The organism is Prevotella sp. PTAC (assembly GCF_013166535.1).
Lineage (GTDB): Bacteria > Bacteroidota > Bacteroidia > Bacteroidales > Bacteroidaceae > Prevotella.
On sequence record NZ_JABKKK010000004.1, the window covers coordinates 225,895 to 241,415 of the forward strand.

Here is a 15,521-nt window from a genome sequence, read left to right on the forward strand (position 1 = left end):
GTCGCTCGATATTTTGTCATATCTTTGTGTCTGCGGGCCGTGTGGAGCCTGTATATTATAATAATGTGGACAAAATGATGAAAGGAGCAAATGACATGGTAAGGAAAATGAGAGTGGCAAAGCGTCTTACGGAGCTTGTCGGTAATACGCCGTTGATGGAAATGGGCGGTTTCTCCGGAAAGCGGGGACTGGCCAAGGCTGTGATAGCGAAGATTGAGTATTTCAATCCCGGCGGAAGCGTCAAGGATCGCATCGCGCTGGCGATGATAGAGGATGCGGAGAAGAGCGGGGCGCTGCGTCCCGGAGCCACTATAATAGAGCCTACGAGCGGAAACACGGGTGTGGGGCTTGCCATGGTGGCCGCCGTGAAAGGCTATCGGCTGATACTCACAATGCCGGAGACCATGAGCGTGGAGCGCCGCAGCCTTGTGAAGGCATACGGAGCGGAAGTGGTGTTGACACCCGGAGCACAGGGGATGGCCGGAGCCATAAGGGAGGCGGAGCGTCTGCGCGACGGCATGGACGGAGCGGTGATACTGCAACAGTTTGAAAACAAGGCCAATCCCTTAAGGCACTATCACACCACGGCTGAGGAGATATGGAACGACACTGACGGCAGAATAGATATATTCGTGGCGGGAGTGGGCACCGGCGGCACGGTCTCGGGCATAGGGAAAAGGCTGAAAGAGCTTAATCCGGAGATTAGGATAATTGCCGTCGAACCGCGCTCGTCGGCCGTTCTCAACGGGGGTATGCCTGGCCCGCACAAAATTCAGGGTATCGGAGCGGGGTTTGTGCCTCCGATATATGATGCGGGTGTGGTGGATGAGGTGTTCGATGTGGATGATGACGACGCCATACGTACCGGCAGGGAGCTTGCCTCCACGGAAGGGCTTCTCGTCGGCATATCATCGGGTGCGGCCGCTTTTGCCGCTGCCGTGATTGCCGCAAGGCCGGAAAACAGAGATAAGACGGTGGTTGTACTGCTGCCGGACACGGGCGAGAGATATCTGTCGACAGTGCTATACGACTTTGAAGGCTGTCCGCTTTAGATCTGTCGTAGATATGCGTGAATTGTCACGGATTAAAATAAATGGCGTTTCTTTTGGCATTTTAATCATTTTTTAGTAGCTTTGTTGCCAATAAACAAGAATAACTAACAGATTTTGATGTATAAGAGCATTCTTCTGCCATGTGTGATATTTTTCATTTCTCTGTTGCCGGCAAAGGCGACAGGGCAGGGACAGCAGGAAGCTAAGTATACGATAAAATCTCCTTTGGTATATGAAGACATTTGGGACTTGCCGCCATATACGTTCCTCAATAAGGACGGTGAGCCGATGGGTTACAACATCGACCTTATCAAGATAATACTTAAACGTCTTGACATACCTTATATCATAAAGCTCAGGAGCACGAGCGAGGCTTATAACGACCTGAAAGAGGGCAAGTCTGACCTTATGCTCGGCATGCGTACGAAATATCACTCGCAATTCGGAAAATACGGAAACTCGGTGGTGGCGCTTTTCACTCATGGCGTGGCGCACCCCAAGAAAGAGCCCGTGGATATCAACAGCCTTGAAGACCTCAAAGGGCACAAGGTGATAATGCAGAACAACAGCGTGAGCCATCGCATAGTGATGGAAGCCGGATTGGAGGATTGCGCCGTTCCGCATCACGACATAGAGAACGCCATAATAAAAGCGGCGGCGAAAGATAGCGGACAGGTACTGTGGAACTCGTTGTCGTTGAAGTTCACCCTCAGGCGCAACAATCTCGATAATTTCACGATCACGCCGATAGTGATGCCCAACGGAGAGTATCATTTCATGTCAAACGACGAGGATTTGCTGAGGCGTGTGGACAGCGTCTACGAGGCGATGGTGTATGACGAGGAGTTGCAGCCCATAAGAAACAAGTGGTTTTATCCCGAGGAACAGTCGACCGGCATACCGTCTTTCGTATGGTATATAGCGTGGGCGCTTGGCATAGTGGCGGTGTTATTGCTGGTATATAACCGCATATATCATTACCGTATGGGCAAGATCAAGCGGATAAGCAATATACAGAGCAAGAGATTGGCGCTGTATCTTCATTCCGGAAAGATACAGATATGGACTTATGATGTGGATCGTGACGTGTTTGCCACCTTCACTAACGACGGAGACAAGGATGAGGAATACAACCGTCTATCCTTTTCCGTCTTTTTCAATGAGGAGGATTACAATAAGATATATGCGGCGATTGAGGATATAAAGACCGGCAATGAGGATGTGAGACCAGTCCTCGTGAGATGCCATAAGCCTGGTACGCCGGACAATGAGCATTATTTTTATGTCAAGATATCAGTATTCCAAAGGGAAGGCAATTCGCCGTCGTTGCTGCTCGGCACGCAACAGAATGTCAACGCGGAGCAGGAGAGGCATATAAATATGCAAAACCTGTTGTTGAGAAACGACGTGGTGTTCAACTCTCTGAAAATGGATATGGCGTATTTCGACAGCAACGGCATACTGACGGACATCAACGACAGTACTTGCGAGACGTTTAAGATAACCGACAAGCAGATGTTTCTCGATCGTAAGATACCTCTTACGTTTATTCCGGCATACGCTGAGATCGATATATACAATATGTCAAGTTTCCATGCCTCGTTGATTGTGAAGGGAAACAGAGGCATGGCAAATGCCGACAACGTGTTCGGCATAATACCTGAAAAAGTGGAATATTACGAGCACATGCTGACACCGATATTCAACAGCGAGCACGGTCTGACGGGAATACTGTTTATCGGGCGAGACATCACATCTCAGGTGCGAAGCATACGTAACGAGCAGAAGAACGAAAAGTACATCATCGATCAGACGAAGAGGCGGAACGAATATATCAAGAACATCAACAATGCGCTTGAAGTGAGCCGTATATGGCTGATAAGCTATTATCCGAAGACCAAGATAATGGAGGTGATGTACAATCTCGACGAGCCGCCGATGAGACTTTCGCAAATCAAATGCGCCATGTTGACGGATGAATGCGACAAGCATCGTGTGGCAAGCCTGATAAACAAGATGGACAAGTGCATGACCGACAGGTTTGATATAAAGTTGAAAACAGTGTTCCATGATAAAGAAGGAAAAGATATTTATCTGCAATTCAACGGAATATCCATTCAGGATGAGAACGGAAATGTGGATCATTACTTCGGCTTGGGACGTGACGTTAGCATGATAGAAGAGACTGACAGGCTACTGAAACAGGAGATGGACAAGGCACGTGAAGCCGAGACGGTGAAGACGGCATTCATGAAAAACATCAGTTACGAGGTGCGTACACCGCTCAACTCTGTCGTGGGATTTGCCGAAATGTTCAACATTGAGCATTCAAAGGAAGACGAAGAGGTCTTCATGAGTGAGATAAGGAACAATTCGTCAGCGCTTCTAAAGCTTATCAACGACATATTGTTTCTGTCGAAACTCGATGCCAATATGGTGGAAATAACCAAGTCTCCCACGGATTTCGCATGTGAGTTCATGGCATATTGCATCACCGGATGGAGCCATGAGCTGAAAGACGGGGTGGAGATGATTGTTGACAGTCCCTATGAGCAGCTTGTGGTGGATATCGATTCGAACCATGTCGGGCAGGTGATTGAGATGCTGGCTACAAACAGTGCGCACTTCACGAGCAGCGGAATGCTGAGGGGAAGATACGGGTATTACCATGGTAATCTCGAAATCTGCCTTGAGGATACAGGGGCGGGCATAGAGAAGAAGAACCTTGATACGATGTTCAACAATATGAATGTGGCGGAGAATATGGACCAGAGCGCCATCAGGCTGAGGATGCAGATATGCAAAAAACTTGTCGAGAAGATGGGGGGGAGCATGGATGTGGACTCCGAACAAGGCAAAGGTGTGACTGTATGGATAAGGATTCCGTGCGAAGCGACAGTCGTAAAAAAGAAAGACATACGTATATAAATAAGCGTTTATGGCAGGATTATCTTTAAACAGGATTGTAACTTTCATTACCGCAATGGTCGCGTTAATGACCATTGGTTCCGTACATGCTGCCAGGACGGGATATGCCGGTGATATGCCATATACGGCCGAGCGGCCGTTGAGAGTCGTTATAGACTGGGATTTCGCGCCGTTTGAATATATAGATGACGACGGTGAGCCGGCAGGATATAACATAGATGTGTTCAATAGGGTGCTCAAAGACTTGAAAATCCCGTATTTTTTCGTAATGCGGGAGCGTGAACAGGCTGTTGAGATGTTTGAGAAAGGCGAGGTGGATCTCATCATAGAGCCTTTGAATAACAGGAGCAAGCATTCCGCCGCGGTATATTACAGCCGTAAGACAATATATCCTTATAAGATAAAGATAGCCTACAAGCGCGGCACTCCGCCGTTGAGAAATATCAGACAGCTTGGCAAAGGCAGTCTGCTCGCAGTGAAAAGATATGACTATGCGGCTTTCAGGGTGTTGCGGCACAAGGATATAGACAAGAAGCAACTGCGCATAAACTCTCCGAGAACATGTCTGGCAAATATAGACAACGGTCTTTATCAGTACTTCATTTACAGTGAAGCGTCGATAAAGAACATGTTGAAAAAACTGAATATCGACAATATAGAGGTTACCGATATTGACATACCGACAGGTGATATGCGCTTTGTCGCCCATGACCAGCAGTTGATAAACATGCTTGACGACCAGTTCGCGCGTTTTGAGCAGTCGGGCATGAAGAAGCAATTGGTAAACAAATGGTTTCATCCTGAGAATGAAACGAGAAACGTTCCTAAAATAGTTCTTCTGGTGATAGTCATGGTCCTGGTGCTTCTGTCTGCCGTAATTATGGCAAACAGGTTGATAGCCAATCAGATTAAATATGCCGTGCGACGTATATCTGAGAAGAACAAGCTGATGGAAGAGGCTCTGAAAATGAGCGGCAACAGCGTTGTTCAGTTGAGTATTACAGGTGAGAGGGTGGATAATCTGTATGGAAATCATCTGCCACCGGAGGGAATGACGGCTCAGCAGTATTATGATTTGATACATCCTGACAGCCAGAAAGCCATGGCAGACTATACGGACCGTATAATAGCCGGTGACAGAGATACGGAGAAAGGACAAATATATACATGGAATGCGGGTACTCCCGACAATCCGCAATGGATACAGCTATATAATCAATCCATAATAGAGAAGTGGAAAGACGGTAAGTCGCTGAACATAATCAGTACGCTGACAGACATAACCGATGAGCGTAAGAAAGACAAGCAGCATCAGATATTGGCAGATAAATATGCAAGTATATTCGACCTCTCGGTATTGGGATTGCTGCTATATGACAGTAAAGGCAGATTGGTAAACACCAATAAACGGGTTCGTCAGATACTTAAATTCCGCTCTCAGGAAGATGACTTTTATTATAAAAGAAACATTTTGAACGCGCTTCTGGACGGAATGCACCTTTCAGGAGAAGGGATAGACAACATGGTGGTATGCTCAAAGATTTCCGTTCCGGAACGCGGTGTGTCAGAGTATGCCGAGATAAGGGTTTGCCCGATCAGGAATGCCGAAGGCTCTTTACGCCATATTCTTGTCGTTCTGCAACTGGTGACTAAAGAGCGCGAGATGTATTTGCAGCGAAAAGTCATCAATGACAATATACGTCGTGTAAATATGGAAACGGCCAGATACGAGCGAGCCCTCCGTTACCTACTCACAGAGAGTAAGACTATGAACTGGCGCATGTCGTTGGCAACTTCTCACATCACATATTTTAGAAATCAGCATACCGTAGACATCGAGATGAGCAGGGAGGAGTTCATAGGCAGGGTGGTGGGAGACACCAATAAGAAGACGGCCGCAGAGTTCCTTAATACCGCTGATGGGACTGTTTTGCCGAAGACAATAGTATTGCCGACCGTAGATCTCATTCACAAAGACGGCAAAGTGCGCTGGTATTCCATAAACAGGCTGCCCGATTATGACGATAATAGTAATGTAATCGGACTTTTCGGACTTATCCGTGACATAACAGAACAGGAGGAAGCGCAGGAGAGACTGCGTTCGGAGATAATACGGGCAAATGACAGTGAGTTGCAGAAAAGCACCTTCCTGGCCAACATGAGCCATGAGATACGCACGCCGTTGAATGCCATTGTAGGTTTCTGCGACCTGTTGCCGTCGATGGACGGTCCGGAAGAGAAAGCCGAGTTGGTAAGGATAATACGTAAGAACTGCGATCTTCTCATACATCTGATAGATGATATCCTGATGATATCGACAATGGATGCGGACGGTCCGAAGATAGAACCGAGAAAGATCGATTTCGCACTGGCATTCGAAGATATCTGTACCACACTCGAACTGCATGCCTCCGAGTCTTCCGCCCGGTTTATAAAAGACAATCCGTACCTGTCGTTCGTCACAGAACTGGATATCGAACGCATACAGCAGATTATCATCAACTTCACGACAAACGCCGTGAAGTTCACCGCCTGCGGACATATCAAGGTGGGCTACCGGAAGGAAGGTGAAGGGATATATATATATTGTGAAGATACCGGTAAGGGCATTCCAAAAGAAAAATGTAAGGATGTGTTCCGCCGGTTTGTGAAATTGAATGATTTTGTACAGGGTACCGGACTCGGTCTCAACATCTGCAAGGCCATTGCCGATGTGTGCGGAGGAGATATAGGTGTAGAGTCTGAACTTGATAAAGGCTCCACATTCTGGGTATGGATACCTTGTGTCGCGGAGAGTATAGTGCCGAGAGAGGCGGGAGAGTGTTAATATCCTATGGACAAAAAAACAATACAAATAAATTATTATGCAGAAGAGTAAATATGTGTTAGCTAATGATAGAGACAAGCAGTGGGGACTGACGGTCAGCACTGTGGGATATGAAGAAATTCCTCCCGGTGCGGCTTATCCTACTCGCGGACATGCCGACGGATATTACTTCAAGGTAGAGGAGGGACGAAGGCTGAATGAGTATCAGTTGCTGTATATCGTTGAGGGCAGCGGAACTTTCCGGAGTGACCATATCGGCGAGACCGAACTGAAAGAGGGAGACATGTTTTTGCTTTTCCCCGGAGAGTGGCATACTTACCATCCGAGAGAAGACCGCGGATGGAAGAGCTACTGGATCGGATTTATGGGCAGAAACGTGGACGACAGGGTTACGGCCGGCTTCCTCAGTTCCGAAAAACCGATATATCATGTAGGTTTCTCGGCTGAGATAGTGCAGCTGTACAAGTCCGCTTTCAATATCGCAGACAAAGAGCCGGCCAATTCACAGCAGATACTTGCCGGCATTGTCAATCACCTTATCGGAATGATGTACTCTCTCGAACGTAATATTGAACTTAACAGGACACCCAAGCGCATAGACATGATTAACCGCGGACGGCTGCGTATACGAGAGTCTCTCGAAACACCGTTGTCTATTCATCAGATTGCCGATGAGTTGGGGATGAGTTATTCCAATTTCAGAAAACTGTTCAAGGAATATACCGGTATCAGTCCGGCAAGCTATCAGCAGAGCCTCAAATTGCAGCGCGCAAAGGAGCTGCTCACCACCACCGACATGAGCATAAAGGAAATAGCCTATCGTCTCAGTTTCGATTCGCCTGATTATTTCTCGTCCAAGTTCAGGATGAAGACAGGGCGAAAACCAAGCGAGTTCAGGGAGAATTTATAATAAAAAACATCGGTGCGGTTTCCAATTGGAAACCGCACCGATGTTTTTTTATGGAGTAGAGAAATGCTCATAGGGGATTTAAGAAGGTTTATTGAGGAATTAAGGAGGGTCATTGTGGGAGTTAATGAGTTAAGCCAATACTCTCAGGATTTGATTATTTCCTGTTTACCGTTTGTCTTGACTGCATTTGGCTTAACTCCTTAATTTCTTAACTCCTAAATGTTCTTCCTTGACTCCTCAATGTTATCTTAGAATAAAAACATCTTTTCCACCCAATAGACGATTATTCCCGCAAGGTATCCTACGAAAGCTATCCAGGTGATTTTCTTCATATACCATCCGAAGGTGATTTTTTCCAGTCCCATCACCACTACGCCGGCAGCCGAACCGATAATAAGCATCGAACCGCCGACACCGGCACAGTAAGCGAGAAGTTGCCAGAAAACACCGTCGACAGCCATGTCACCGGTAGCTTCCACCGGATACATGCCCATGCAACCGGCCACGAGAGGCACATTATCCACGATGCTTGACAGCACGCCGATGATACCGGTCACCAGATAGTGATTGCCGTTGAACGCCACGTTGAGGCCTTCGCCAAGGCTTTCGAGCACGCCGATTGTTTCAAGACAGGCCACTGCCATGAGTATGCCGAGGAAAAAGAGAATCGTACCCATGTCTATCCGGGCGAGCATTTTTGTGATGCGCTTCTGCATGCCGTTGCCGTTTTCATCCTCGTTGTCGTGCGGCAGGCTGCGGTAGAAAATCTCGGTCACCGTCCATAGCACACCGAGCACGAGCAGTATGCCCACAAACGGGGGAAGGTGGGTTATCGACTTGAATATCGGCACGAAGATGAGTCCGCCCACACCGAGGAAGAATATAGCCTTTCTCTGTCCTGCCGAGAGTATGTCATCTGATGTGTCGTCAGCCTCTTCCTCCACTTCGGCGAGGTCTCCTTTCAGCGACAGCGACAGTATATAAGCCGGAATCACCATTGATACGACAGACGGTATCATAATTTCCGTGATTACTCCCATTGCCGTTATCACGCCCTTGTTCCACAGCATGATGGTTGTCACGTCGCCGATAGGCGAGAATGCGCCTCCCGAGTTTGCCGCTATTATCACGAGTGCGGCATAGATTATCCTGTCTTTCTTGTCGGCCACGAGCTTGCGCAGTATCATAATCATCACGATACTCGTAGTCAGGTTGTCGAGAATGGCCGAGAGTACGAATGTCATCACGGCTATTCGCCATAGCAACGCTTTTTTAGTACGGGTTTTGAGCATGTCGCGCACGAAGTTGAATCCTCCGTTCTGGTCGACCAGTTCCACAATAGTCATCGCTCCCATGAGGAAGAACAGCGTGGTGGCCGTGCTTCCAAGATGCTTCTCTATCACCTCGCTTACCGCCAGCGGAATGGCGTCTCCAACCGCGCCTGCGATATAACTGCCCGGATCAAGCATGAACAGGGTCCAGCAAAATACGAACATCAGCAGGGCAATGGCAGCCTTGTTGATTTTTGTCAGGCTCTCTACGGCTATGCACAAATATCCGATGACGAAGACCGTGACAATCGAAAGGGTTAATGTTGTCATTTAATTTGATTTTGTTTTTAAGTTTGTTTTTCCATTGCAAAGGTAATAATAAAATCGGTACGCAAGAGCCGGCGGGTGTAAAATATTTACGTAATCGTTTTCTTTAATATTATTGGCGGACAGTTTCTGTCCTGTGTTCCGTTCCGCTTTTACTGCTTGTTCACGTTTGGCGGATATTCGGAATAATATTTACAAAAGGTCATTCATGTTTCGGTTATTTGAAAATTAAGATGCGGAGGCCGCAAATATCGCCGTATTTTAGTGTTTCGTGCAACGTGTTGTATATCAATATTATACGAGGGATGTTTGTCGTTTGCGCTCCGGGCATTCCACTTTTTGAAAGTCCTGGTTTGCGTTTAGTATACTGATTGCGTCGCGTTTAGTATCCCGTTGCTTTCCGTTTGGCCGCTAAACGGAAAGCAATCGGCAGCCGAACGGCTTCCATTTAGATGCCCGTTGCGGGAAATAGGGCGGATTTCCGTTTTTCGATAAAGGCGCTATCGCATTGTATATCGCAATGCGTAGCGCCTTGATTTTCTATTTCGACAAAAAACAAAGTGTTAAATCCGTGACTTTATTATTACATTTTTTTATCAGCCGAACAGTTCCCGCAGAGCCTCCTCCACCTTTCTTACCGGATGAAGTTCTATGCCGAACTTTTTGTGTTTCAGTCCGGACATGTTGTATTTGGGGATGATGATATGTCCGAAACCGAGTTTCTCAGCCTCGGCGATGCGCTGCTCTATGCGGTTGACGGGTCGCACCTCTCCGCTCAGTCCCACTTCGCCCGCCATGCACCATCCTGTCTCTATCGCCGTATCCACATTGCTCGACAGCACGGCGGCAATAACGCTGAGGTCCATTGCGAGGTCGGTCACTCTCAGGCCTCCGGCTATATTGATGAACACGTCTTTCTGCATAAGTTTGAAGCCGACCCGCTTTTCAAGCACTGCGAGCAGCATGTTCAGCCGTCTCTGGTCGAATCCGGTGGCGCTGCGCTGCGGGGTGCCGTATGCCGCGCTCGACACCAGCGCCTGGGTTTCCACGAGAAACGGGCGTACACCCTCTATGGCAGAGCTTATCGCTATGCCGCTCAGTCCTTCGTGGTCTTGTGTGAGCAGTAGTTCCGAGGGGTTGCTCACCTGCCGCAGTCCACCGTGTCCCATCTCGTATATTCCGAGTTCCGACGTGCTGCCGAATCGGTTTTTGATGCTTCGCAATATCCGGTACATGTAGTGCTGGTCGCCTTCGAACTGTATCACCGTGTCTACTATGTGTTCAAGGATTTTCGGTCCGGCCAGTGTCCCTTCCTTGTTGATGTGTCCTATCAGTATCACCGGGATACCGCTTGTCTTGGAGAAGCGCAGAAGCGCCGACGCACATTCGCGCACCTGGGTCACGCTGCCCGGACTTGTATCGGCCTCTTCGGTCGATATGGTCTGGATGGAGTCTATTATCACAATTTCAGGCTTCACCTCTTTGATGTGCGCGAAGATGTTTTCGAGCGATGTCTCGCACAGTATCCTCATGTTCGCGTTGTCGGGATGTGCGATGCGCTCGGCGCGCATTTTCAGCTGGTGGGCACTCTCCTCACCGCTAACATACAGGATGTTACGTTCGGGCAGCCGCAGTATCGTTTGCAGGGTGAGCGTGCTTTTGCCTATTCCCGGCTCTCCGCCGAGCAGCACTATCGAGCCTGGCACGAGCCCGCCTCCGAGCACCCTGTTCAGTTCCTCGTCGCGGGTGTCTATTCTCGGTTCGTCTTTTGAGCTTATTTCATTAAGAAACAGCGGACGGTTCTTGCCGCCGCCGACCGTACCACGCACGGATACCGCCGCCGACCGGGCTGCCATTGAGCCGGTATCGGCGGATATTTTTATTTCCTTAAACGTGTTCCAACGGCCGCAACTCGGGCATTTGCCTATCCATTTGGCCGATTCCTGCCCGCAGTGGTCGCACACGTATGCTGTCTTGTCTTTTGCCATAATGTCGCAAAAATACAGAATATCGCTGGAATAATCGAAGAAAATCAGCAGATTAACGCAATAGAAATTGAGATTTAAGCAGTTAGGAGAAAATCACGGAAGTTGGGCAGAGGTCTGAAAACCGTTTCAAAGCGGATTGGAGAAAGAGAACGGTTTCCTATTCGTTACCCGTCAAAAGTGCAGATTTAACACTATCCGTCCCGTTTGCTGCGTTCTGCGTAGGTTTGCTTGTCAAGGTTTAACTTGTTGATTTATAGTTTTGTACCAAAAAAGGCGAGTATGACAAGGAGCACATTTCACGTGCTGTTCTATGCGAACGGCAGCAAGGAGAAGAACGGAATTGTCCCCATCATGGGACGGGTTACAATCAACGGGACGGTGGCGCAGTTCAGTTGCAAGCGGAGCATCGCAAAGGAGCTTTGGGACGCAAAGGGCAACCGTGCCAAAGGCAAAAGCGTGGAGGCAAGGGAAACGAACCTTGCGCTCGACAACATCAAGGCGCAAATCATCAAGCACTACCAGCGCATATCCGACCGTGAGGCGTATGTCACGGCGGAAATGGTGCGCAACGCCTATCAGGGCATCGGCTGCGAGTATGAAACGATACTCGGCGCATTTGACAAGGAGAACGCCAAGTTCCTGAAACGTGTCGGCAAAGACCGCTGCATGGGGTCTTACCGAGTGATGGTACGTTCAAGGAACTATGTGGCGGCATTCATCAAGTCGTTTTATAAGCGCAACGACATGTCCATGCTGGAACTTACTCCCGACTTCATCAAGGAGTTCTCCGTATTCCTCACTACGGAGCAAGGGTTGAAAAACGCTTCCGTGTGGCTGGCTTGCATGTGGGTCAAGACGGTCGTTTCACGGGCGCATTACAACGGTCTGATACCGAGAAACCCGTTTGCGCAATTCCGCATCACGCCCAACGTGAAGGAACGGGAGTATCTTACGGAGGGGGAAATCCGGCAACTTATCGAGCATGAGTTTTCCGATGCCACGCTTGCTTTCACCCGAGACCTGTTTGTCTTTGCCTGCTTCACCGCACTCAGCTTCGCAGACATCAGGGAACTGACCACGGACGAGATTATGGATGTGAACGGTGAGAAGTGGATTATCTCCAAGCGGCACAAGACGGGCGTACCGTTCCAAGTGAAGCTGCTGGACATTCCGTTGCAGATAATTGGGAAGTACAGACCGTTTCAAAAGGACAATTCAGTTTTCGGCGAAATCAACTATTGGAATGTTTGCAAGAAGCTGAAAAAAGTCATCAGCGAGTGTGGCATAAACAAGCAAATCAGCTTTCATTCGATGAGACATTACAAATTGTCTTTACCATTGAAATTTAATGACTTGCATAAATCTGTCTTGTGATAGGTAACGACTTAGAAACGAGTGAAGTTCTGTATTCTATCTTGTTTTGCATTATATCAAAAGAACGCCTTTCTGCGAGCAAAGATAATTTATTCCCAATAAAAAAACAAATCAAGTGCATACAGAAACCAATGTAAAATGACAGTATAATTATTTTGTGAAAAATTCGCTGTTACAGAATGACCTTTACATGACCTATTTCTAGTGAATGCTATAATATGAAATTTTTCTAGATTTATTTGCTAACTCTACCATCAAATCATAAACATCTCTAACATACATTTTCACATCTTCTGGAGATAAACTTCTAATATTACGATGAGATGTATGTGCATAACCGCCCCTCGATTGAGTCAAATTATCTAATGCGGAAGAAAATCTAATATCCAATGGCGCATATAATCCTAATGGAACTAATAACCTTTTGAGATATTTTAAGCCCACACCATGATTTTGGTTCATAATATACTTAGAAAAATCGCTTTTTATACTTCTTATTTGAGCTAATAAATAATCATAAATTCTTTCGTCATCATTCCAACTTTCATTATCTATTGTTTTGCTATTTCCATAAAAGTGCAACAAGCATAATGTGGAATAACTGATACGTTGTGTGTTTACAAATTTATCTTCAATTTCATTGAGTGTATATAAACATATATTTTCTACAAACTCTTCAAAAGCTGCATGAGAAAGCACACAAAAACTTCTAATATCCAATTTGTACATTTCTGGATTTTCCAAAGGATCTGTATGGATATCTATATATTTATCTTCGAGTTCCAATAAATACATTTCCAATTTGTCCAATGACTCTTTAACGTCTACCATAAATTACAAAAAAGGATTAATTGCTAAGTTTAGCCTGAAAGATTTATTTATCAATTCTTGAAATTTAGCATATCTTATTTTGTAATATTCGATATTTTTTGTTGAACTCTCAATAGAGGCTCTAAAATCAGCATCTTCTGTACAGAGTTTTTTTAAGGCAGTTATAAACGTCTCTTTACTTGAAAGGATGTTCTTATCTAAATGAAGAAAATAAAAAATCTCCACCTCAAATAGCACTTTGTTAAATCTATTAGAGAAAGCATCTTCGTCATATTTCCTACCAATAATTTTATAATCCCCAAATGTTTCTTTTAGCAAATCTATTGCAGAATTTATTTTCTCGTATTGTTCCTTTATTTTAAGATGTGTCTCTCCCCAATTTTTTGTAATATCTCCCATCTTGTCATCTAAGAATTTCTTTAAATTACCCTTGTATTCTTTAGGATACATGGTAAAAGCAAATAATCTTAGTAAATTTTCGATATCCCGAAGTCTTTTGTCAGGTTCTGATAAATTCATAACAGAATGAATTGGTTGTAGTGTGTTCGTAGTTTCAACTAAATAATCAGCAAACTCTCCCTTGTTAAGTGCCTGTCGCAATTCTTGTGTAGATAAGGATTCTGATCCAGAATTAAGTCTATAGAAGATATCATACAGAATCTGGATATCCTTAAAATTTGTTATGACAGTACAGCGTAATGAAGAATTATCAAATTCGCGTTTAGACTTTTCATCCAAATCTACATATTTCAATTTGTTAAGATCCTTCAACACTTTCAATCCTTTTAATACTGGTTTATCCCAATACTTATATTTATTATTGTCAATAAACCCCGCAAGGGTAAGCAGTCTCTGCTTACCATCTATAACTATAAATGAGCGTTTCTTATTGGGATTTTCTGCTAAAACAATTTCCGGGACAGGATACCCCATTATGATTGATTCTATAAGTTTACTTCGTTTGTCATCATTCCAAGCATTTCTTCTTTGAAATTTGGGATTTAGGTCTATATTTTCGATATTGATTTGATTGAATATTGTTTCAATAGTCCAATCTCTAGCATAGACAACTACATCAGAGACATCCACTGTTTGAATATCCTCACTATCAGACTGATTATCAGTTATAATCTCAGCCTCTATATCTCTATTCTCAATATTAACCATATATGTAATTTTAGATTTGTCCGAACAAAGATAAGGAAATTCGGCGAATTACCGGCTATGATTGCTGAAATTTATACTTCAATCCATATTCTTCCAGTTTGTTGTACAGCGTCGTACGTCCTATCCCGAGCAGTTCTGCGGCAACCTTGCGGTTCCCGTTCGCCTGCTTCAACGCGCGTAAGACACGCTCCTTGTCTTCCGCATCGTTGCGTAGGGCGAAGCTGACGGGTGAAGTCGGTTTCGGCACGGCAAGTTCCAGATGTTCTTTCGTGATAAGACCCGTCTGTGCCTGCAACACCGCACCCATGATTTTCTGACGAAGCTCGCGGACATTGCCCGGCCACGCATGGGTCAGCAATGTCTTGCGGGCTTCTCCGTCAAATCCGATGACATCACACTCCAGTTCCCGGTTCGCAATTTCACGGAAGAACTCAGCCAGCGGCATGACGTCCCCCTGACAGTCGCGCAACGGCGGGACGGTTATCTTGAAGTCATGCAGACGGTACAACAAGTCCTGCCGGAAACGCTTTTCATGGACCGCCTTCTCCAGATCCTCGTTGGTGGCGGCGATGATGCGGACATTGAAACTACGGTCAGATTTGTCACCTACCGGGCGGTATCGCCGCTCCTGTATGGCGCGCAGAAGCATTTGCTGGGTTTCCGGTGCGAGGTTGCCCACCTCGTCCAAAAACAGCGTGCCGCCTTCGGCTTCATGGAAATACCCTTTCTTGGCACTGTCCGCACCGGTGAACGCCCCTCTGACGTGTCCGAAGAATGCCGACGGTGCAAGCTCTTTGGTGAGTGAACCGCAGTCCACAGCCACAAACGGTTTTCCTGCCCGCTTGC

General features: G+C 46.4%; 9 protein-coding genes and 1 pseudogene. 5 read left to right on the forward strand and 5 right to left on the reverse strand.

Translation table 11 applies throughout. The features are described 5' to 3' along the window. Positions 1–77: 77 nt before the first annotated feature. The 4 genes from cysK (at position 78) to HPS53_RS04480 (ending at position 7,717) form a co-directional block, all read left to right on the forward strand. A complete protein-coding gene (cysK, locus tag HPS53_RS04465) occupies positions 78–1,052 on the forward strand; it encodes a cysteine synthase A (protein WP_305848828.1) in 975 nt (324 codons plus the stop codon). Positions 1,053–1,169: 117 nt separating this feature from the next. Next, positions 1,170–3,980 carry an ATP-binding protein gene (locus tag HPS53_RS04470; RefSeq protein WP_172204654.1) on the forward strand — a complete coding sequence of 937 codons (2,811 nt, stop codon included), beginning with the start codon at positions 1,170–1,172 and terminating at the stop codon, positions 3,978–3,980. Between the two features lie 10 nt (positions 3,981–3,990). Further along, positions 3,991–6,807 (forward strand): ATP-binding protein, encoded by a 2,817-nt coding sequence (locus HPS53_RS04475; RefSeq protein ID WP_172204656.1) that lies wholly within the window; start codon positions 3,991–3,993, stop codon positions 6,805–6,807. A gap of 37 nt (positions 6,808–6,844) precedes the next feature. Continuing rightward, positions 6,845–7,717 (forward strand): AraC family transcriptional regulator, encoded by an 873-nt coding sequence (locus HPS53_RS04480; protein ID WP_104368433.1) that lies wholly within the window; start codon positions 6,845–6,847, stop codon positions 7,715–7,717. Between the two features lie 248 nt (positions 7,718–7,965). Here the strand turns inward: HPS53_RS04480 and nhaD are convergent, their stop codons facing one another. Next, positions 7,966–9,318 (reverse strand): sodium:proton antiporter NhaD, encoded by a 1,353-nt coding sequence (gene nhaD / locus HPS53_RS04485; protein WP_172204658.1) that lies wholly within the window; start codon positions 9,316–9,318, stop codon positions 7,966–7,968. A gap of 593 nt (positions 9,319–9,911) precedes the next feature. Beyond that, positions 9,912–11,303, reverse strand: coding sequence for a DNA repair protein RadA (gene radA / locus HPS53_RS04490; RefSeq protein WP_104368435.1), 1,392 nt, complete (start codon positions 11,301–11,303; stop codon positions 9,912–9,914). A gap of 279 nt (positions 11,304–11,582) precedes the next feature. Here radA and HPS53_RS04495 point away from each other — a divergent pair. Beyond that, positions 11,583–12,644, forward strand: a pseudogene (locus HPS53_RS04495) (phage integrase SAM-like domain-containing protein); the annotation flags it as partial. A 234-nt stretch (positions 12,645–12,878) separates the two neighbouring features. On the opposite strand, the gene HPS53_RS04500 reads toward HPS53_RS04495, so the two are convergent. The 3 genes from HPS53_RS04500 to HPS53_RS04510 form a co-directional block, all read right to left on the reverse strand. Then, positions 12,879–13,508: a HEPN domain-containing protein gene (locus tag HPS53_RS04500; RefSeq protein ID WP_128718160.1), complete on the reverse strand. Its 630-nt coding sequence runs from the start codon at positions 13,506–13,508 to the stop codon at positions 12,879–12,881. Between the two features lie 3 nt (positions 13,509–13,511). After that, a complete protein-coding gene (locus HPS53_RS04505; RefSeq protein WP_128718161.1) occupies positions 13,512–14,675 on the reverse strand; it encodes a DUF262 domain-containing protein in 1,164 nt (387 codons plus the stop codon). 55 nt (positions 14,676–14,730) lie between these two features. Then, a partial coding sequence (locus HPS53_RS04510) for a sigma 54-interacting transcriptional regulator (RefSeq protein ID WP_172204660.1) occupies positions 14,731–15,521 on the reverse strand: 791 nt, incomplete at its 5' end.

What these genes read in the sequence shown, in the direction of transcription:
- cysK (WP_305848828.1), top strand. Translation starts at nt 78, where the DNA reads ATGAAAGGAGCAAATGACATGGTAAGGAAAATGAGAGTGGCAAAGCGT.
- HPS53_RS04470 (WP_172204654.1), top strand. Translation starts at nt 1,170, where the DNA reads ATGTATAAGAGCATTCTTCTGCCATGTGTGATATTTTTCATTTCTCTG.
- HPS53_RS04475 (WP_172204656.1), top strand. Translation starts at nt 3,991, where the DNA reads ATGGCAGGATTATCTTTAAACAGGATTGTAACTTTCATTACCGCAATG.
- HPS53_RS04480 (WP_104368433.1), top strand. Translation starts at nt 6,845, where the DNA reads ATGCAGAAGAGTAAATATGTGTTAGCTAATGATAGAGACAAGCAGTGG.
- nhaD (WP_172204658.1), bottom strand. Translation starts at nt 9,318, where the DNA reads ATGACAACATTAACCCTTTCGATTGTCACGGTCTTCGTCATCGGATAT.
- radA (WP_104368435.1), bottom strand. Translation starts at nt 11,303, where the DNA reads ATGGCAAAAGACAAGACAGCATACGTGTGCGACCACTGCGGGCAGGAA.
- HPS53_RS04500 (WP_128718160.1), bottom strand. Translation starts at nt 13,508, where the DNA reads ATGGTAGACGTTAAAGAGTCATTGGACAAATTGGAAATGTATTTATTG.
- HPS53_RS04505 (WP_128718161.1), bottom strand. Translation starts at nt 14,675, where the DNA reads ATGGTTAATATTGAGAATAGAGATATAGAGGCTGAGATTATAACTGAT.